Source organism: Stutzerimonas sp. S1 (genome assembly GCF_025966695.1).
Taxonomy (GTDB): Bacteria; Pseudomonadota; Gammaproteobacteria; order Pseudomonadales; family Pseudomonadaceae; genus Stutzerimonas.
Genome location: NZ_JAOEIY010000002.1, coordinates 437063 through 456014, shown reverse-complemented (window position 1 = coordinate 456014; position 18952 = coordinate 437063). Strand labels below are relative to the sequence as shown.

Genomic DNA, 18952 nt, shown 5'->3' with positions numbered 1-18952 from the left:
TTTTCCACGCGCGTCGCGCCCAAACCTGCCGGTGCAGGCCAGTGCCTCGAGCGCGTGGATGGCTTCGGCCATCCACCCTACGAATTGCCGCTTACTGCGCCTGATAGATCTGGTCGAAGACACCGCCATCGTTGAAGAACTTCGGCTGCGCGACCTTCCAGCCGCCGAAATCGTCGTCGATGGTGACCAGCTTCAGCGCCGGGAACTGATCCTTGAACTCGGCCGCCACGGCCTCGTTGCGCGGCCGGTAGAAGTTCTTCGCCGCGATGCGCTGGCCTTCCTCGCTGTACAGGTAGTTCAGGTAGGCCTCGGCGACCGCCCGCGTGCCCTTGCGCTCGACGTTCTTGTCCACAACCGCCACCGGCGGCTCTGCGAGGATCGACAGCGACGGCGCGATGATCTCGAAATCTTCACCGCCCTGTTCCTTCAGTGCCAGGAAGGCCTCGTTCTCCCAGGCCAGCAGCACGTCGCCGATGCCGTTGTTGACGAAGGTGACGGTAGAGCCACGGGCGCCGGTATCCAGCACCGGCACGTTCTTGTAGAGCTTCTCGACGAAGGCCTGGGTCTGCGCCTCGTCGCCGAATTTCTGCTGGGCGTAGGCCCAGGCGGCGAGGAAATTCCAGCGGGCGCCGCCGGAGGTCTTCGGATTTGGCGTGATCACCTCGACGCCCGGCTTGATCAGGTCATCCCAGTCCTTGATGCCCTGCGGATTGCCCTTGCGCACCAGGAACACGATGGTCGAGGTATAGGGCGTGCTGGCATCCGGCAGGCGGGTCTGCCAGTCCGCGGGGATCAGCTTGCCGAGGCGATGCAGCTCGTCGATGTCACCGGCCAGCGCCAGCGTCACCACATCGGCGCGCAGGCCGTCGATCACCGCGCGGGCCTGCTTGCCCGAACCGCCGTGCGACTGCTGGATCTGGATCGGCTCGTGGCCCTGCGCCTGCCAGTGTTTGTTGAAGGCCTGGTTGAATTCCACATACAGCTCACGGGTCGGGTCATAGGACACGTTGAGTAGAGAGTCGGCGGCCACGGCGGGGGCGGCGATGAGGGCGCTCGCCAAGGCGGCGAGGGCGAAGCGACGAATGGACATGTGCAGCTCCTGAATGAAGAAATCGTGTTTTGCGTTGGCTTAGTAGGTGTTCAGGTTAGTCAGCTCCGCATTCGCGGATGACAGCGGCAGTACCGGTGCGTGGTCATGGTGTCGTTCTCATTTGCACGCCCTCCGGTGGTCCAGTCGGGCTTGGTTCGGTTCTAGCGAATCAGGCGGTCTTGCCAGTTGGTTGCAGGCGGAACTTCTCCTTGCGCTCGATCTGCACGACCTGACCGTTGTGCACGGTGATCTCCACCGAGCCGAACTTCAGGCCGCTCAGGGCGCTGCGGATTTCGCGCAGGATGCTGGCTTCGTCCTGACGTTCGAGGTTGCGAATTGGCGCGGTCATTTCTCTCTCCGTGAAAGCCTCTGTGACGGCCGGGTAGCCGTAGCCGCGAGGCGTGGAGCGGATACTAGATACTGCCGTAATATTCTTAAAAATAATGTTTAAGAACATTTATAGATCGATGTGGAATAACCGGCTGAATCTCCTGCTCTGGCAATGAATAGAAGTAAAACGAATAAATAAAGAATTCGTTATTCTTTTTACGTTCAACATGTTGCTGCCTAGACTGGTCGCCATGAATCGCAGGAGGCGCCGATATGCGCAGTGAATCCATCCGTTATCTGATCGTGCCGGGCTGGCATGGCTCGCCTGACCAGCATTGGCAAAGTCATTGGCACCGCACGCTACCGAACAGCGCGCGGGTTGAGCAGCACGACTGGATTGCACCGCGTCGGGAAGACTGGGTCGCCGAGCTGCATAGCGTGGTCGCTGCCAGTGCCGAGCCGGTCATCCTGGTGGCGCACAGCCTGGGCTGCATCACGGTGGCGCACTGGGCAGCGCAAGCCCCGCTGGAACTGCTGGACAGGGTACGCGGCGCGTTACTGGTGGCGCCGGCCGATGTCGAGCGAAACGGCTGTCCGGAACCCTTGCGCAATTTCGCGCCGATCCCGCATCAGCCACTGCCATTCGCCAGCGTGCTGATTGGCTCGGACAATGACAGCGCTGCGAGCGCCGCACGTGCTGTCGAGATGGGCCGCGACTGGGGCAGCGAGATCGTGATGCTTCCCGGCGCGGGACACATCAACGTCGCGTCCGGACACCACTGCTGGGAGCAGGGCTTCGCTTTCCTGTACCGCCTGCAGAACCGTATCGAGCAGCACGCCCGCCGGCGCGCTTGAGCGCCGACAGGTTTCATTAAGCAAACGCAGTGACTCACGTGAAGGAGAAGAAAATGAGCATCCGCCTAGGCGATATCGCCCCCGACTTTGAACAGGACTCCAGCGAAGGCCGCATTCGTTTCCACGAATGGCTCGGTGACAGCTGGGGTGTGCTGTTCTCGCACCCCGCCGACTTCACCCCGGTATGCACCACGGAACTCGGCTTCACCGCCAAGCTGAAGGACGAGTTTGCCAAACGCAATGTCAAGGCCATCGCCTTGTCCGTGGACCCGGTGGATTCGCACATCAAGTGGATCGACGACATCAACGAGACGCAGAACACCCGTGTCAACTTCCCGATCCTGGCGGACGCCGATCGCAAGGTCTCCGAGCTGTACGACCTGATTCACCCGAACGCCAACGACACCCTCACCGTGCGTTCGCTGTTCGTCATCGATCCGAACAAGAAGGTGCGCCTGACCATCACCTACCCAGCGAGCACCGGGCGCAACTTCCACGAGATCCTGCGGGTGATCGATTCGCTGCAGCTGACCGACAACCACAAGGTCGCCACCCCGGCCAACTGGCAGGACGGCGATGACGTGGTGATCGTTCCGTCGATCAAGGACGAGGAAGAGCTCAAGCAGCGCTTTCCCAAGGGCTACCGCGCGGTGAAGCCGTATCTGCGCCTGACCCCGCAGCCCAATCGCTGAGCGAGCACGAGAAGGAATTCCCGCATGTTGGTCGTTTCTCTCGCCGGCAGCCCCAGCCAGCGCTCGCGCTCGGCGGTGCTGCTGGATATCGCCGGCGACTGGTTGCAGCAGCGTGGTGTCGAAGTGGTGCGTTATGGCGTGCACGACTTCGATGCCGCGGACCTGCTACACGCGCGCTTCGACAGCCCGCGGGTACGGCAGCTGCTCGCACATGTCGCGCGGGCGGATGGCCTGCTGATCGCCACGCCGGTGTACAAGGCCTCCGTCGCCGGTGCGCTGAAAACGCTGCTGGACTTGCTGCCCGAGCGCGCCTTGGCGCACAAGGCGGTGTTGCCGCTGGCGACCGGGGGCAGCGTGGCGCACATGCTAGCCGTCGATTACGCGCTCAAGCCGGTGCTCGCCGCGCTCAAGGCCGAGGAAATGCTGCACGGCGTGTATGCGACCGATGCCCAGATCGCCTATGCCGAGCCACAGCGCCCGGCCAGCCTGGCGCCGGAGCTGAACGAACGGCTGGTCGAATCGCTGCAGCAGCTGTATGCCGCCCTGGCCAGACGACCGCAACCGCTGAACCCGCAACTGCTGTCTGAGCGGTTGACCAGCGCGCGCTGGAGCATCTGACCCCCCCAATCGTATTCCCGGATTGCCACCGGGTTACCTGCGCAACACCCGCCTGACGGCGGTTCTACAGTCTCACTCGCCCGCCAACGGGCAAGCAGGCCGTAAATCCACATCCAGACTGCAAAGGAGAGTGCCATGCGCACCAATACCTTGCGTCGCGGACTGGTCGCCCTGTTTGCCGCGGCCATTTCCTTCGGCGCCATTTCTCAGGTTCAGGCTGCATCGGAGCAGGGCGACGTCCTGCGTATCGGTTATCAGAAATACGGCACGCTGGTGCTGCTCAAGGCACGCGGCACGCTGGAGAAGCGGCTGGCGGAACAGGGGTTCACCGTGCAGTGGACCGAGTTTCCCGGCGGCCCGCAGCTGCTCGAAGGCCTCAACGTCGGCTCGATCGACTTCGGCGTGACCGGCGAAACCCCGCCGGTGTTCGCCCAGGCCGCCGGTGCCGATCTGCTCTACGTCGCGCATGAACCGCCGGCGCCGAGCGGCGAGGCGATCCTGCTGCCCAAGGATTCCCCGATCCGTTCGCTGGCCGAACTCAAGGGCAAGAAGATTGCGCTGAACAAGGGCTCCAACGTGCACTATCTGCTGGTGCGCGCGTTGCAGTCGGCAGGGCTGAGCTACACCGATATCCAGCCGATCTACCTGCCGCCGGCCGACGCCCGTGCCGCCTTCGAGCGCGGCAGCGTGGATGCCTGGGTGATCTGGGATCCGTTCCAGGCTGCCGCGGAGCAGCAATTGCAGGCGCGTACGCTGCGCGACGGACAGGGGCTGGTCAGCAATCACCAGTTCTACCTCGCCGCGCGACCCTTCGCCGAGCGCAATCCGGCGGTGCTCGGCGTGCTGATCGAGGAAATCCGCGGTATCGGCGAATGGGTGGAGGGCAACATTGACGAGGCCACCGCCCAGGTTGCGCCGTTGCTCGGCCTGCCGAGCGAGATCACCCGCAAGGCGGTGATTCGTCAGGGCTATGGTGCGCGGCCGATCACGCCGGAGGTGGTGCGCGCGCAGCAGGCCATCGCCGACACCTTCACCGCGCTCAAGCTGATTCCCAGACAGCTGGTCATCGAGAGCGTCGTCTGGACGCCGCCCAAGCGCATCGCCCAGCACGCCGAATAACGCATACCGACCGAATTTTTCGCGCGGCGCAGACGTCGCGCACCCCAATGGATATGGAGCATTCCCATGAGTCTTAACATCTTCTGGTTCCTGCCGACCCACGGCGACGGTCACTACCTCGGCACGGCCGAAGGCGCCCGCGCGGTCGACCACGGCTACCTCACGCAGATTGCCCAGGCCGCCGACCGCCTGGGTTTCGGTGGCGTGCTGATTCCCACCGGACGCTCCTGCGAGGATTCCTGGCTGGTCGCCGCCTCGCTGATCCCGGTGACGCAGCGTCTGAAATTCCTCGTCGCCCTGCGTCCGGGAATCATCTCGCCGACCGTGGCGGCGCGGCAGGCGGCGACCCTGGACCGGCTCTCCAACGGCCGTGCGCTGTTCAATCTGGTCACCGGCGGCGACCCGGACGAGCTGGCAGCCGACGGGCTGAATCTGAGCCACGCTGAGCGCTATGAAGCCGCCGTCGAATTCACCCGCATCTGGCGCCGCGTGCTGGAGGGCGAAACCGTTGACCTGGACGGCAAGCATCTTCAGGTCAAAGGCGCCAAGCTGCTCTATCCGCCGATTCAGCAGCCGCGCCCGCCGTTGTACTTCGGCGGCTCGTCCGAGGCGGCGCATGAGCTGGCGGCCGAGCAGGTCGAGCTGTATCTGACCTGGGGCGAGCCGCTGGACGCCGTCGCCGAGAAGATCGCCGATGTGCGCAAACGCGCCGCGCGGCACGGGCGCAGCGTGCGGTTCGGCATCCGCCTGCATGTGATCGTGCGCGAAACCAACGACGAGGCCTGGGCCGCCGCCGAGCGGCTGATCAGCCATCTCGACGACGACACCATCGCCAAGGCGCAGGCCTCGCTGGCGCGCTTCGATTCGGTCGGCCAGCAGCGCATGGCCGCGCTGCATGGCGGGCGCAGGGACCAGCTGGTGGTGGCGCCGAATCTCTGGGCCGGGGTCGGTCTGGTGCGCGGCGGTGCCGGCACGGCACTGGTCGGTGACGGCCCCACCGTGGCAGCGCGGGTCCGGGAGTACGCCGAGCTGGGCATCGATACGTTCGTCTTCTCCGGCTATCCGCATCTGGAGGAGAGCTACCGCGTCGCCGAGCTGCTGTTCCCGCATCTGGATATCGCCCAGCCGCAGCGGCCGGAGAGCCGCGGCTACGTCAGCCCGTTCGGCGAAATGATCTCCAGCGACATCCTGCCGAAGACCTCGGCGGCCAGTTGAATCGATACCGGCTACGTAGGGTGGGAAACGGCCGCAGGTCTTTCCCACCTGGCGCTGGAAAAGCGAATTGCGCGATTTCCAGCCTACGAAGTGCATGAGCAGAACGGAGCAAACTATGACTCTTCATTCTTTCGGCCAGCGTCTGGCCCCCTGGCTGCTGCCGTTGGCGTTGCTGGCGGCCTGGCAGGGCGCAGTGGCCTTCGGGTTGCTGTCCACGCGCATCCTGCCGGCACCGAGCGCGGTGGTGGCGGCTGGCTGGACGCTGATCGCCAGCGGCGATCTCTGGACTCATCTGGCCATTAGTGGTTGGCGCGCCGGCATCGGCTTCGCCATCGGCGGCGGTATCGGCCTGGCGCTGGGCTTCATCACCGGCCTGTCGAACTGGGGCGAGCGCCTGCTCGACAGCTCGGTACAGATGATCCGCAACGTGCCGCATCTGGCGCTGATTCCGCTGGTGATCCTGTGGTTCGGCATCGACGAGAGCGCAAAGATCTTCCTCGTTGCGCTCGGCACGCTGTTCCCCATCTACCTGAACACCTATCACGGTATCCGCAGCGTCGATGCCGGGCTGGTGGAGATGGCGCGTAGCTATGGGCTATCCGGCTTCGCGCTGTTCCGCCAGGTGATCCTGCCCGGCGCGCTGCCGTCGATCTTGGTCGGCGTGCGCTTCGCGCTCGGCTTCATGTGGCTGACGCTGATTGTCGCCGAAACCATCTCGGCGAGCGCCGGCATCGGTTATCTGGCGATGAACGCCCGCGAGTTCCTGCAGACCGACGTGGTGTTGCTGGCGATCCTGCTCTATGCCGTGCTCGGCAAGCTGGCCGACCTTGCGGCGCGCGCGCTGGAACGCTCGTGGCTGCGCTGGCACCCGGCCTATCAGGCCAAGGCAGGTGCGCAATGACCGCATTGAATCGTATCCATCAGAGCGCCGCGCCCGGCGGCATCCCGTTGACCATCGAGGGCGTCGGCAAGGCCTTCGGCCAGCGCGAAGTGCTCAGGGGCATCGATCTGCAGATCCCGGCCGGGCAGTTCGTCGCCGTGGTCGGGCGCAGCGGTTGCGGCAAGAGCACGCTGCTGCGCCTGCTGGCCGGCCTCGAACAACCCAGCCGTGGTTCGCTCGGCGCCGACACTGGCTCGCTTGGCGCCGCGCGCGACGCCATTCGGTTGATGTTCCAGGACGCCCGTCTGTTGCCGTGGAAGCGGGTGATCGACAACGTCGGCCTCGGCCTGAGCGGCGACTGGCGGCCGCAAGCGGCCGATGCGCTGACGGCGGTGGGGCTCGCCGAGCGCGCCAACGACTGGCCTACGGCACTCTCCGGCGGGCAGAAGCAGCGCGTCGCGCTGGCCCGCGCGCTGATCCATCAGCCGCGCCTGTTGCTGCTCGACGAGCCGCTCGGCGCGCTGGATGCGCTGACGCGTATCGAGATGCAGCAGCTGATCGAGCGGTTGTGGCAGCGGCACGGCTTCACCGTGTTGCTGGTTACCCACGATGTCAGCGAGGCGGTGGCGGTCGCGGACCGGGTGATTCTCATCGAGGACGGCCAGATCGGCCTGGATCTCGCCGTGCATATCCCACGCCCGCGCAATCGCGGCTCGGCCAGCCTCGCCGCGCTGGAAGAACAGGTGCTCAACCGCGTACTCGCGCTGCCGGAACTGCCGCCACGGGCGGAACCCGTTTCACCCTTGCCCACGCAACTGCGCTGGGCGCTTTGACCATTCAGAACCAACCACTCAGACGGAGCAAAACCATGACCATCAAGGCCATCAACGTACGCAATCAGTTCAGGGGCACCATTCGCGAGATCGTCCAAGGCGACGTGCTGTCGGAGATCGACGTGCAGACCGCCGCCGGCATCGTCACCTCGGTGATCACCAGCCGCTCGGTGCGCGAGCTGGAGCTGGCGGTCGGCAGCGAGGTGATCGCGTTCGTCAAATCCACCGAAGTGTCGATCGCCAAGCTGTGAGGGGGGCGCCTTGGCAAGGAACTGCCAGGGCGCTTACAGCTCAGGATTTGATGCCGAGCAGGTCGAGCGCTTCGCCCAGCACCTTGACCGACTGAGGGTGGTCGCCGGCATTGTGCAGCTGTTCGCCCTCGGCGCGCAGCTGCTTGACGCGTTCGAGGGTGGCGGCGTCGCTGGGCGGATTGGCGGCGAGCTGTTCGTCGATCTTGGCCATGTCCATCGGGCAATGCATGGCCCAGAGCGGAGCACTGAAGAGAGCGGCAACGGCGAAACTGACAAGGCGACGCATGGCGGGATCCTCCGATGGGTTCGGTTCGATTCGAGTATAGAAGCGATCCCAGGCCGGCCTATGCGTTTGCGATCCGCGTGAATCGCTGAAAGCTATTAACTGTAAATTCAGTGTGTTATGTCGCTGTCTTGGCATACGGCTTCAAGTTGCAGCTTAACTGCGGACTTCCCACCACGACGGCAACAGGCGGCGTACCTGTGTGCGAGCAAAACGATCGTCGATCAGGTGGATGACGCCTTCGTCCTGGGTGGTGCGGATCACCCGACCGGCCGCCTGCACTACCTTCTGCAGGCCGGGGTAGAGATAGGTGTAGTCGTAGCCGCTGCCGAACACCGCCTCCATTCGCGCCCTCAACTGTTCGTTGACCGGGTTGACTTGCGGCAGGCCAAGGGTGGCGACGAACGCGCCGATCAGCCGGTTGCCCGGCAAATCGATGCCCTCGGCGAATGCGCCGCCGAGCACGGCGAAGCCGATACCACGTCCATTCGCCTCGAAGCGGGCGAGAAACGCCTCGCGGGCGCTCTCCTGCATGCCGCGGGTCTGTTGCCAGAAAGGCACGTCGGGGTGGCATTCGACGAACAGCGCAGCGACCTGTTGCAGGTAGTCGAAGCTGCTGAAGAACGCCAGGTAATTGCCTGGCCGCCGACGATACTGATCGGCCAGCAGCGCAACGATCGGCGCCAGGGAACGCTCGCGGTCTTGGTAACGGGTGGAGATATGCCGCGCCAGCTGGACCTGCAGCTGCTCGCCGCGAAAGGGCGAATCCACGTCGATCCAGGCGCTGGCCGGCGGCACGCCCAGGGTGTCGGCGTAGAACCGGCGCGGGCTGAGCGTGGCGGAAAACAGCACGCACGAGCGCGCCTGCGCCAGCCGTGGCGCAAGGAACGGCGCCGGGATCACGTTGCGCAGGCACAACCGCGAAACCTTGCCGCGAGCCGAACCGCCAGCGGGCAGCAAGGTGCAATCGACCAGCGAATGCTCGCCGAACAGTTCAGCCATCCGGCACAGGTGCATCGCCTGGAAGTAGGCGTTGAGCACGGCGGCGTCCACGCCGGTGGGATTCTCGCCCAGGTAATCGGTAACGGCGCTGACCAGCTGTTGCAGCGCGCCGATCAGCGTCTGCGGCAGTTCCGCCAGCACGCGGTACTCGCTGGGCTGGTCGCGGTGCAGCTCGTTCCAGCAGCGCTGGATGCGGCTGAGCGACTTGTGCAGTTGTGTGGGAGCTTTGGCGCGCAAGCCTTTGAAATCTCGCTGATCCAGCTCGGCGCTGTACATGCTCCGAGCGCGCTCGAGGAGGTTGTGCGCTTCGTCCACCAGCACGCAGACGCGCCACTGATTGGTCAGCGTCAGCCCGTGGAGCAGGGCGCTGACGTCGAAGTAGTAGTTGTAATCGCCGATTACCACATCGGCCCAGCGCGCCATCTCCTGGCTGAGATAGTAAGGGCAGACATCATGGGCCAGCGCCACCTCGCGCAGCGTCGCCTGATCCAGCTGCGGGTGCGCCAGCGCGGTCTGGCGCGCCGCTGGCAGCCGGTCATAGAAGCCGCGTGCCAGCGGACAGGACTCGCCGTGACAGGCCTTGTCCGGGTGCTCGCAGGCCTTGTCGCGGGCGATCAGCTCCAGCACGCGAACCTCGTTCGCGCCAGTGCGCTGCAACGTCTGCAGTGCGTCCAGCGCCAGACGTCGCCCCGAGGTCTTGGCGGCGAGGAAGAACAGTTTGTCCAGCTGCTGACCCGGCATCGCCTTGAGCAGCGGGAACAGCGTGCCGAGCGTCTTGCCGATGCCGGTCGGGGCCTGCGCCATCAACACGGTGCCGGTGCAGGCGGCCTTGTATGTCGCTTCGGCTAGCTGGCGCTGGCCGTGGCGGAATTCGCCATAGGGAAATTTCAGCGCGTGCAGCGCCAGATCACGCTGCGCGCGGTGGGCCATCTCCTGCTCGGCCCAGGCGAGGAAGCGCGTGCACTGCGCCTCGAAGAACTGGCGCAGCTCGTCGGCGCGGTGGCGTTCGAGCAGCAGCGTTTCCTTCTGGCTGAGCACGTCGAAATACACCAGCGCCAGCTCGATTTCCGACAATCCGCGCGTCTGGCAGAGCAGCCAGCCGTAGACCTTGGCTTGCGCCCAATGCAGCAGGCGATGGTTGGCCGGCTGGCGGGAGAGATCGCCGCGGAAGGTCTTGATCTCCTCCAGACGGTTGCGCTGCGGATCGTAGCCATCGGCCCGGCCGCGCACGGTGAGTGCGCCGAAGGCGCCTTCCAGGGCAACTTCGCGCTCGTAGCCCGCACCCCGGCGCGCGGTGACCTGAGCGTGGCCGGCAATGCCCTCCAGCGCGGTGGGCGAGGGCGTGAAGCGCAGGTCCAGATCGCCCTGCTTGGCGGTGAACTCGCAGAGCGCCCGCACGGCAATCCGATAGCTCACGCTGCGCTTTCCGCCCACTGCACGTAGCACACGCTGACCGGCAGGCCGTGCTCATCGGCGAAGGCCAGCCAGCGCAGCTGGTTGTCCTGCAGGCGGTCGCCAGGGCCTTTGACCTCAATCATTCGGTAGCGACGTTCCGCCGGCCAGAACTGGATCAGGTCCGGCAGGCCGCTGCGATTGCTGCCGATGTCGGCGAGCATGCGCTGGAAGATCAGCTTGAGGTGCGCTGCCGGCAGGCAGTCCAGCGCCTGCTGCAGCAGCGCCTCGTCGAGCATGCCCCAGCTGACGAAGGCGTTGTGGATGCCGTATTTTGCATTGAAGGTGCGTCGGATGCACTCGCGATAGCCGTCGCCATCCAGGTGAGCGAGGCAGTCGGCGAACAGCTCGACGCGACGCTGATGGAAATCGGGGCGGTCGAGGTCCGCCGGCGCCCAGTGGAAGGGATGGAAGAACGCGCCCGGTAGCGGTGCGAACAGCGCGTCCCAGCACAGCAGGCCGAACAGCGAACCGAGCAGGGTGTTTTCCACGTAGTGCACGGGCGCGTCGGTCGTGCTCAGGTGGGCACGCACGACCTGTTCCACGCGGACGGCACTCGTCGGGGGCGGCAGCAGCAAGTCGATGCGCTCCGCCGTCGCCGAATGCCGGCGCGCTGCCGGCTGCAAACCGAGACTGCGCTGCAGGCGCGGCAGGATGCGCGTCAGTTGCTGGCCTTCGTGCTCGGATTCCGGTGCGGCGGCGGCTTGCAATGCCAGCGTCAGCGCGGCCTCCGGCTGCCCGCAGCGTTCGAGCACGCGAATGGCCCGCTCGCGCGCCCCGGGATAGCTATTGCCAGCATGCACGCGCAGCGCGTGCCCGAACTCGCCCTGGCGTTCGAGCTGCTGACCGATGCGCAGCAATAACTTGCCACGCCGACTTTCCAGCCAGGGATTGGCGAAGGCCTGCCCGGGAACATCGGCGAGCAGCTCCGGAAGCGGCTCGCCGGCATCGAAGCGTTCGCGGCAATGCTGCAAGTGCAGGTAGGCATCCACCTCCGCGCGACTGGCGAAGGCCCGTGAGGCGGGAGAGAAGGGCACCTGTTCGTAGCGATGGATGCCGAGATCGGCCAGGACGAATTCCGACCAGTCCTGATGGGCGTTGCCGAAGAACATCAACCGCAGGCGTTCGCTGAATGCGCTGATGCGCAAGGCAAATATCCGCTCATCCAGCGCTGGGTGCCATTGGTGCAGCGTCTGCGCGCTGGCGTGGCTGGCGCGCAGACAGTCCAGCAGCTCGGTTTTGCGCAGGCCGGCGGCGGCCGAATCGAAGACCTGCAACAGTTCATCCTTCTTCAGCAATGCAAACAGCTGCTCCAGAGCCAGCGCCGGCGCCGGGTCGATCCAGCCGCGCGCAACCAGCGGCTCGCTCGCCTGCAACGCGCAACCGATCTCGGCGTAGCGCAGCTTGCTCGCGCGAAACAGCTCGCCCTTGCGCATCACCATGCGCACCAGCAGCGCACGCGAAGGCCGGGGCAACTGAGGGAAAGCGTCCAGGAAGGCGCGCTCGTCCTCGTCCAATAGGTCGCCATGGTGCTGACCGACCCAGGCAAGCACGCGCTCGAAGTTGTCGAGGTAGTAGAAGGGATTTTCCAGAGGTTGGCGCATCGCACGTCTGCTCACACAGGGCGGAGGCGCCCGGCTTAAGACTGGCTATTTATCCAGTTATGACGTGTTTTGGCAACGCCGGAACGATCGGCGGAAAGACGAAGCGGGCAAGCGCCCGCTTCGTGGAGCGGCTCAGACGGTGCGGGAGAAACGCCCGCGCTGCTCGCCGCCGAGGTAGGCGTCGAAGGCCATGGCAACGTTGCGCATCATCAGCTGACCTTGCGGCAGCAGGATCAGCGCGTCGTCACGCAGCTCCACCAGCCCATCGGCGACATGCTCGGCCAGCTGGGCCAGCGAATCGGCGAAGTACTCGCGGAAGTTGATGCCGTGCTTGCGCTCGATCGTCGGGTAATCGATGCGACCGTGACACATCAACGAGATGATCACGTCGCGACGCAGACGATCATCGGCGCTCAGCTGATAGCCGCGCTGCACCGGCAGGATGCCCTCGTTCAGGCGCGCGTAGTACTGCGACAGCTCCTTGACGTTCTGGCTGTAGCTGTCGCCGACCTTGCCGATCGAGGAAATGCCGAGGCCGATCAGGTCGCAATCGGCATGGGTCGAGTAGCCCTGGAAGTTGCGCTGCAGCGTGCCATTGGCGCGGGCGAGGGTCAGTTCGTCATCCGGAAGCGAGAAGTGGTCCATACCGATGTAGACGTAGCCGGCGGCGGTAAGGCGCTGGATGGTCAGCTCCAGCAGCTCCAGCTTGCGCTCGGGCGGCGGCATGTCTTCGGGACGGATCAGCTTCTGTGCACGCACCAGGTCCGGCAGGTGCGCGTAGCTGTAGGCAGCGATGCGGTCCGGGCGGATGTCGATGATCTTGTTCAGCGTGGTGTTGAAACTCTCCACGGTCTGCAGCGGCAGGCCGTAGATCAGATCGACACTGACCGACTTGAACTGTGCGTCGCGTGCGGCTTGCACTAGCTCGCGGGTCTGTTCCTCGGTCTGGATGCGATTGACTGCCGCCTGCACGTTGGCATCGAAGTCCTGCACGCCGAAGCTCAGGCGGTTGAAGCCGAGTTTGCGCAGCGTGTGGATCTGCTCCGGGGTGACGGTGCGCGGGTCGACTTCCAGCGAAAACTCGTGATTGTCGCTGTCGTCCATGTTGAACGCCTGGTGCAGCGTCGCCATCAGGTCGGCCAGCTGCTCGCTGGTGAAATAGGTCGGCGTGCCGCCGCCGAGGTGCAGCTGGGTCAGCTTGCGCGAGCGATCGAACAGCGCGGCCTGCATGGCGATCTCGCGCTTGAGGTATTCGAGATACTCGACGGCGCGCTCGGTCTTGTGGGTGATGATCTTGTTGCAGGCGCAGTAGTAACAGAGGCTTTTGCAGAACGGGATATGGATGTACACCGACAGCGGCTTGGGCGTCGGCGCCTCGTTGCTGGCGCGCGCGGCGTTGCGGTAGTCGTCGGCAGCGAACGCCTGATGGAACTGCGGCGCGGTGGGATACGAAGTGTAGCGCGGACCCGGGCGGTCGTATTTCTCGACCAGGGCGCGGTTGAAGCTCGGCGTTTGGTCCATGTTCGGTTTCACCTTGCGGGTTCAAAGAGGAGTCGCGGATGCGGCGCGCCAATGGAAAGACGCCGCTCTGAGCGGAATGTGGCGCGGATTATTACCGATTCGCACGCGCGAGCCGACTGTTTCAGATCAAGAAGCCCGGCGTCGGCGACAGGTGTCGCACGTCGATGGTGGCGCAGAGGAGGTTAGCCGAAGGTGCGGGGCAGGGCGCAAGGCCCGCCCCGCAACGTGGCTCAGAGCTTGAACTGGCCGACCAGGCGGTTCAGTTCGGCGGCCAGGCGTACCAGCTCCTCGCTGATCTGCGAAGTCTGGGTCGCATCCGCCGAAGTGGTGTCGGCGATCTGGCTGATGGTGGTGATGTTGCGGTTGATCTCCTCGGCCACGGCGCTTTGTTGTTCGGCCGCGGTGGCGATCTGCGTGTTCATCTCATTGATCGTGCCGACTTCGTTGGCGATCAGGCCGAGACTCTGCGCTGCCTTGGCCACGCACTCGGAACCGGAACGAGCGCGGCTCTGCGCGGCGGACATGGCCTGCACGGCATTGCGCACGCCGCCTTGCAGTTGTTCGATCATCGCCTGGATTTCTTCGGTGGATTTCTGCGTGCGTGACGCCAGCGTGCGCACCTCGTCGGCCACTACGGCGAAACCGCGACCCTGCTCGCCGGCCCGTGCGGCTTCGATGGCCGCGTTGAGGGCGAGCAGATTGGTCTGCTCGGCGATGCCGTTGATCACACCAAGCACCATATCGATGCTGGCGCTGTCGCTTTCGACCTGCTGAATGACCTGGGCAGCGTTCTCGATGTCATGAATCAGCGTTTCGATACCGTCCAGCGCTTCGGTGGCGACCTGTACGCCGGCCTTGGATTCGTTGTCTGCACCACTCGAGGCGGTAGCAGTCTGGCTGGCGTTACGCGCCACTTCCTGCACGGTGGCGCTCATTTCGTTCATCGCCGAAGCGACCATGTCGGTCTCGCTGCGCTGCTCCATGACCGCACCGAGAGTTTTTTCGGCCACATGGGAAACGCGATCCGAGACGTCGCCCAGCTGACGGGTGACACCCGCCACCGCCTCGAGGCTGTGGCGGAACTTGTCGATCATGCGGTTGAAGGCATGGCCCATGGCACCGATTTCGTCCTCGGCGCCGATTGCCACGCTGCGGCTCAGATCCTCGTCCTTGGTCATCGCCTCCATCGTGTGGCGCATGGCGTGGATGCGACTGATGATCACCCGACGCACGGTGTAGATCATCACGCCGACGCCGACCAGCAACAGGATCAACTGGATGCCGCCGAGCATCTGGATATTACGCGCGACCTCGGCGTCCAGCGCCTTGAGGTCATAGCTGATGCGCACGGCGCCCATCACGGTGTTTTCGGCGACCTGGTGGCAGGTCAGGCAGTTGGTGCCGCGGTAGTCGGCATGCGCCAGGATCGGGTTGATCACGGTCAGGACGCGACCACCGGCGCCTTCGGTGACTTCCATGATGGCCTTGCCCGCCAGCGCACTGCGATCGAGCGCGTCGGCCGGCGATTGATGGTCGAACCCGGGGCCGAAGGTCTTGGTCACCGCATCGCTGCGCACGATGCGCGCGTCGATCACACCGGGACGGGCGAGAATCTTCTGTCGCAGCACATCACGCTGGGCCATGGTGCCGGTCAGCATCATGGTGTTGATGCTGTCGAAGTAGGAGTCGGCAGCATCCTTGGTCTGTTGCTCGACTACCTGCAGCACCAGGTTCTTTTCGGCGCTGGCTGCGATGTAGAGCGAGGCGGACATGATCAGCACGAGCACCAGCAGCAGGGCCAGGTTGATCTTGGTCTGTACGGACAGTTGTCGAGGAGCGGAGGTGTTGTTCATGTTCGTCCTTAGGTCTACTGCTGCGCGCTGGGGCCTTGCCGCATGAACCCTGTTCTTGTTTTTCAGATCTGGCCATTCGGGATCGGCGCGTGCCTCGCACCGGGTCACTACAGGCTCGCTATCGGCGGGATATCCCCGTTCTTTAAGGGGGAATAGCCCATGTTGTTCCGGGCGAACGATATAGTGGCGATATGATATTTGTCAGCCGCTACGTTGGTGTCATCTGCGCGACAAAATTCATTGAAATCATCAAGTTTGCTGATCTGGATCAGTTGCGACCGGGCTTCAGCGATTGGCGCGCCGCTGCCATCCCAGGCTCTGTTTTATTCGGGTTGTATCGGCGTCGCAGAGCATTTACAGATTGGCCAATAGCCATTAGCGTTGCGCACGCCGAACGGGATGCTTCGATTGGTTGCTCGAGGTCCCGGCGGCTGCATGGTCGGCGCACTTTTCGGATTTGCCACCACCCGGCGAACCCCCACTGATTTGAATGGTCGTAGCCTCTGCGTCGGGCTTCCGGCGAACCCCGCAAGGCAGCTGCTATCTATCAAGGGCAGTGCATCAACTGGAACCTTTATTTCAAGGACTCACATGATCAAAAAATGCCTTTTTCCCGCTGCCGGCTATGGCACGCGTTTTCTTCCCGCAACCAAAGCCATGCCCAAGGAAATGCTGCCGGTGGTGAACAAGCCCCTGATCCAGTACGGGGTTGAAGAGGCACTGGCCGCGGGCCTGACCGAAATTGCGATGGTTACCGGACGCGGCAAGCGCTCGCTGGAGGATCACTTCGATATCAGCTACGAGCTCGAACACCAGATTCGCAACACCGACAAAGAGAAGTACCTGGTCGGTATCCGCCGCCTGATCGACGAGTGCACGTTCTCCTACACCCGCCAGATCGAAATGAAGGGCCTCGGCCACGCCATTCTCAGCGGCCGCCCGCTGATCGGCGATGAGCCGTTCGCCGTGGTGCTGGCCGACGACCTGTGCATCAACCTCGATGGCGACCCGGTCCTGGCGCAGATGGTCAAGCTGTACAACCAATTCCGCTGCTCGATCGTGGCGATCCAGGAAGTGCCGCCGGAGGAAACCAGCAAGTACGGCGTCATCGCCGGCGAGATGATCCGCGACGACATCTTCCGCGTCAGCCACATGGTCGAGAAGCCCAAGCCCGAAGATGCGCCATCCAACCTGGCGATCATCGGCCGCTACATTCTGACGCCGGACATCTTCGAGCTGATCGAGCAGACCGAGCCGGGCAAGGGCGGCGAGATCCAGATCACCGATGCGCTGATGAAGCAGGCTCAGGACGGCTGCGTGCTGGCTTACAAGTTCAAGGGGCAGCGTTTCGATTGCGGTAGCGCCGAGGGCTACATCGCGGCGACCAACTTCTGCTACGAACACTTCTACCTGACCGGCAAGGCGTTTTGATCGCCAGAGCGCCGCTGGTTGTACAAATGGGCTGCCTCCGGGTGGCCCATTTGTTTTCAGGGAGCTGGTAATTCCTGCGCGCCGGGACCGAGCGGCTGGCCGTAGCTGAACTCGACATAGTTGCCAGCCGGATCGCGCAGGCCGCAGTAATAGCCGACCGGATAGGGCTCGTCGCGCGGTTCCCAGATCAGACAGCCTGCTGCACGGGCCTGCGCGGCAATCGAATCGACCGCCGCACGGCTTTCCAGGGCAAAGCCGAGGTGGCTGTAGTCATTCTCTGCGAGCGCGCGGTCCTGCCCGCCAGGCATGATCACGAAGATGAATTCGCGTTCTTTCCCGGGTTCGGCCATCCAGACTATGCGCGAGCCCTTGCCGGCGCGCTCGTGGAATACCTGCATCCCGCAGAACCGGCTGTAGAAGTCGATGCAGGCCTCAAGGTCCGGCACATGCAGGGCGATGTGGGTGAGGGTAGGGTGCATGCGTCACTCCTCCGCTGATCGGTGCGCGATGGCTGGGGTATGCTGTCCCGCTCTAGAAGGAGACAACATCTCATGGCTTACGACTTCGATCTATTCGTCATTGGCGCCGGTTCCGGTGGCGTGCGTGCGGCACGCTTCGCTGCAGGTTTCGGCGCGCGGGTTGCCGTGGCCGAGAGCCGTTATCTGGGCGGCACCTGCGTCAATGTCGGCTGCGTGCCGAAGAAGCTGTTGGTCTACGGTGCCCATTACGCCGAAGAGATCGGCCAGGCGCAGGGCTATGGTTGGACCATTGACGGTGCGACCTTCGACTGGAAGACGCTGATTGCCAACAAGGATCGCGAGATCCAGCGGCTCAACGGCATCTATCGCAACCTGCTGGTCGACAGCGGCGTGACGCTGCTGCAGGCCCATGCACGATTGATCGATCCCCATACCGTCGAAGTCGACGGTCAGCGCTACAGCGCCGAACACATCCTGATCGCCACCGGCGGCTGGCCGCAGGTGCCGGACATCCCGGGCCGCGAACACGCGATCACCTCCAACGAGGTGTTCTATCTCGAATCATTGCCCCGGCGCGTGCTGGTGGTTGGTGGTGGCTACATCGCCGTGGAGTTTGCCTCGATCTTCCACGGCTGCGGTGCCGACACTTCGCTGCTGTATCGCGGTGAGCTGTTCCTGCGCGGGTTCGATGGTTCGTTGCGTGATCATCTGAAGGATGAGCTGATCAAGAAAGGCGTCGATCTGCAGTTCAACACCGACATCGCCCGCATCGATCCCCAGGCCGACGGTAGCCTGATGGCCACGCTCAAGGACGGCCGTACGCTGACTGCCGACTGCATCTTCTACGCCACCGGCCGGCGGCCAATGCTCGATGGACTGGGACTTGAACAGGTTGAAGTGGCGCTCGACGAGCGCGGCTACATCGCCGTCGACGACGAGTTCCGCACCTCAGCCCCCTCGATCCTGGCCATTGGTGACGTGATCGGTCGGGTGCAGCTGACCCCGGTCGCACTTGCCGAAGGCATGGCCGTGGCACGCCGCCTGTTCAGGCCGGCGGATTATCGACCGGTGGATTACGCGACCATTCCCACTGCGGTGTTCAGCCTGCCGAACATGGCGACCGTCGGGCTGACCGAGGAGCAGGCGCGCGAGCAGGGGCACAAGGTCACCATCTTCGAAAGCCGCTTCCGGCCGATGAAGCTGACCATGACCGAAAGCCTGGAACGCAGCCTGATGAAGCTGGTGGTCGATGCCGACACCGACCGTGTGCTGGGCTGCCACATGGCTGGGCCGGATGCGGGCGAGATCATGCAAGGCCTGGCGGTGGCGTTGAAGGCCGGAGCGACCAAGCGGGTGTTCGACGATACGCTGGGCATCCACCCGACCGCGGCGGAGGAATTCGTCACTATGCGCACGCCCGCTTCGATCTGAACGAGCAGGGTGT

18 protein-coding genes are annotated in these 18952 nt (G+C 64.2%); 10 read left to right on the top strand and 8 right to left on the bottom strand.

Features of this window, described 5'->3' with window-relative positions; all coding sequences use genetic code 11:
- Positions 1-91 precede the first annotated feature (91 nt).
- Both N8H22_RS06015 and oscA read right to left on the bottom strand, forming a co-directional pair.
- Positions 92-1090 (bottom strand): sulfate ABC transporter substrate-binding protein, encoded by a 999-nt coding sequence (locus N8H22_RS06015; RefSeq protein WP_264589707.1) that lies wholly within the window; start codon positions 1088-1090, stop codon positions 92-94.
- Between the two features lie 169 nt (positions 1091-1259).
- Positions 1260-1439, bottom strand: a complete 180-nt coding sequence (gene oscA / locus N8H22_RS06010) for a sulfur starvation response protein OscA (protein ID WP_264589706.1) — start codon at positions 1437-1439, stop codon at positions 1260-1262.
- A gap of 254 nt (positions 1440-1693) precedes the next feature.
- On the opposite strand from oscA, the gene N8H22_RS06005 reads away from it, so the two are divergent.
- The 8 genes from N8H22_RS06005 (at position 1694) to N8H22_RS05970 (ending at position 7883) form a co-directional block, all read left to right on the top strand.
- Positions 1694-2275, top strand: a complete 582-nt coding sequence (locus tag N8H22_RS06005; RefSeq protein WP_264589705.1) for an alpha/beta hydrolase — start codon at positions 1694-1696, stop codon at positions 2273-2275.
- A gap of 53 nt (positions 2276-2328) precedes the next feature.
- Entirely contained in the window at positions 2329-2967 is a 639-nt protein-coding gene (locus tag N8H22_RS06000; RefSeq protein WP_264589704.1) for a peroxiredoxin, read from the top strand.
- Positions 2968-2991: 24 nt separating this feature from the next.
- Positions 2992-3585, top strand: a complete 594-nt coding sequence (gene ssuE / locus N8H22_RS05995) for an NADPH-dependent FMN reductase (RefSeq protein ID WP_264589703.1) — start codon at positions 2992-2994, stop codon at positions 3583-3585.
- 135 nt (positions 3586-3720) lie between these two features.
- Positions 3721-4704, top strand: a complete 984-nt coding sequence (locus tag N8H22_RS05990; protein ID WP_264589702.1) for a sulfonate ABC transporter substrate-binding protein — start codon at positions 3721-3723, stop codon at positions 4702-4704.
- A gap of 66 nt (positions 4705-4770) precedes the next feature.
- On the top strand, positions 4771-5919 hold the full coding sequence (gene ssuD / locus N8H22_RS05985) for an FMNH2-dependent alkanesulfonate monooxygenase (RefSeq protein ID WP_264589701.1): 1149 nt from the start codon (positions 4771-4773) through the stop codon (positions 5917-5919).
- 94 nt (positions 5920-6013) lie between these two features.
- Positions 6014-6820: an aliphatic sulfonate ABC transporter permease SsuC gene (ssuC, locus tag N8H22_RS05980; RefSeq protein WP_264589700.1), complete on the top strand. Its 807-nt coding sequence runs from the start codon at positions 6014-6016 to the stop codon at positions 6818-6820.
- On the top strand, positions 6817-7632 hold the full coding sequence (ssuB, locus tag N8H22_RS05975) for an aliphatic sulfonates ABC transporter ATP-binding protein (RefSeq protein ID WP_264589699.1): 816 nt from the start codon (positions 6817-6819) through the stop codon (positions 7630-7632). The genes ssuC and ssuB overlap by 4 nt, the downstream gene beginning before the upstream one ends.
- Before the next feature lie 35 nt (positions 7633-7667).
- Positions 7668-7883, top strand: coding sequence for a TOBE domain-containing protein (locus tag N8H22_RS05970; protein ID WP_264589698.1), 216 nt, complete (start codon positions 7668-7670; stop codon positions 7881-7883).
- A 40-nt stretch (positions 7884-7923) separates the two neighbouring features.
- Here the strand turns inward: N8H22_RS05970 and N8H22_RS05965 are convergent, their stop codons facing one another.
- The 5 genes from N8H22_RS05965 to N8H22_RS05945 form a co-directional block, all read right to left on the bottom strand.
- Positions 7924-8169 carry a hypothetical protein gene (locus N8H22_RS05965; protein WP_264589697.1) on the bottom strand — a complete coding sequence of 82 codons (246 nt, stop codon included), beginning with the start codon at positions 8167-8169 and terminating at the stop codon, positions 7924-7926.
- Between the two features lie 153 nt (positions 8170-8322).
- Positions 8323-10584, bottom strand: coding sequence for an ATP-dependent DNA helicase (locus tag N8H22_RS05960; protein ID WP_264589696.1), 2262 nt, complete (start codon positions 10582-10584; stop codon positions 8323-8325).
- A complete protein-coding gene (locus tag N8H22_RS05955) occupies positions 10581-12224 on the bottom strand; it encodes a VRR-NUC domain-containing protein (RefSeq protein ID WP_264589695.1) in 1644 nt (547 codons plus the stop codon). The genes N8H22_RS05960 and N8H22_RS05955 overlap by 4 nt, the downstream gene beginning before the upstream one ends.
- A gap of 132 nt (positions 12225-12356) precedes the next feature.
- Positions 12357-13745: an oxygen-independent coproporphyrinogen III oxidase gene (hemN, locus tag N8H22_RS05950; protein ID WP_264589694.1), complete on the bottom strand. Its 1389-nt coding sequence runs from the start codon at positions 13743-13745 to the stop codon at positions 12357-12359.
- Between the two features lie 230 nt (positions 13746-13975).
- Positions 13976-15598: a HAMP domain-containing methyl-accepting chemotaxis protein gene (locus N8H22_RS05945; RefSeq protein WP_264589693.1), complete on the bottom strand. Its 1623-nt coding sequence runs from the start codon at positions 15596-15598 to the stop codon at positions 13976-13978.
- 591 nt (positions 15599-16189) lie between these two features.
- Here N8H22_RS05945 and galU point away from each other — a divergent pair.
- Positions 16190-17029 (top strand): UTP--glucose-1-phosphate uridylyltransferase GalU, encoded by an 840-nt coding sequence (gene galU, locus N8H22_RS05940; protein WP_264589692.1) that lies wholly within the window; start codon positions 16190-16192, stop codon positions 17027-17029.
- Positions 17030-17085: 56 nt separating this feature from the next.
- Here the strand turns inward: galU and N8H22_RS05935 are convergent, their stop codons facing one another.
- A complete protein-coding gene (locus tag N8H22_RS05935; RefSeq protein ID WP_264589691.1) occupies positions 17086-17508 on the bottom strand; it encodes a VOC family protein in 423 nt (140 codons plus the stop codon).
- 72 nt (positions 17509-17580) lie between these two features.
- On the opposite strand from N8H22_RS05935, the gene gorA reads away from it, so the two are divergent.
- The gene (gorA, locus tag N8H22_RS05930; RefSeq protein WP_264589690.1) at positions 17581-18939 is read left to right on the top strand and encodes a glutathione-disulfide reductase; all 1359 of its coding nucleotides are present in this window, start codon (positions 17581-17583) and stop codon (positions 18937-18939) included.
- Positions 18940-18952 lie beyond the last annotated feature (13 nt).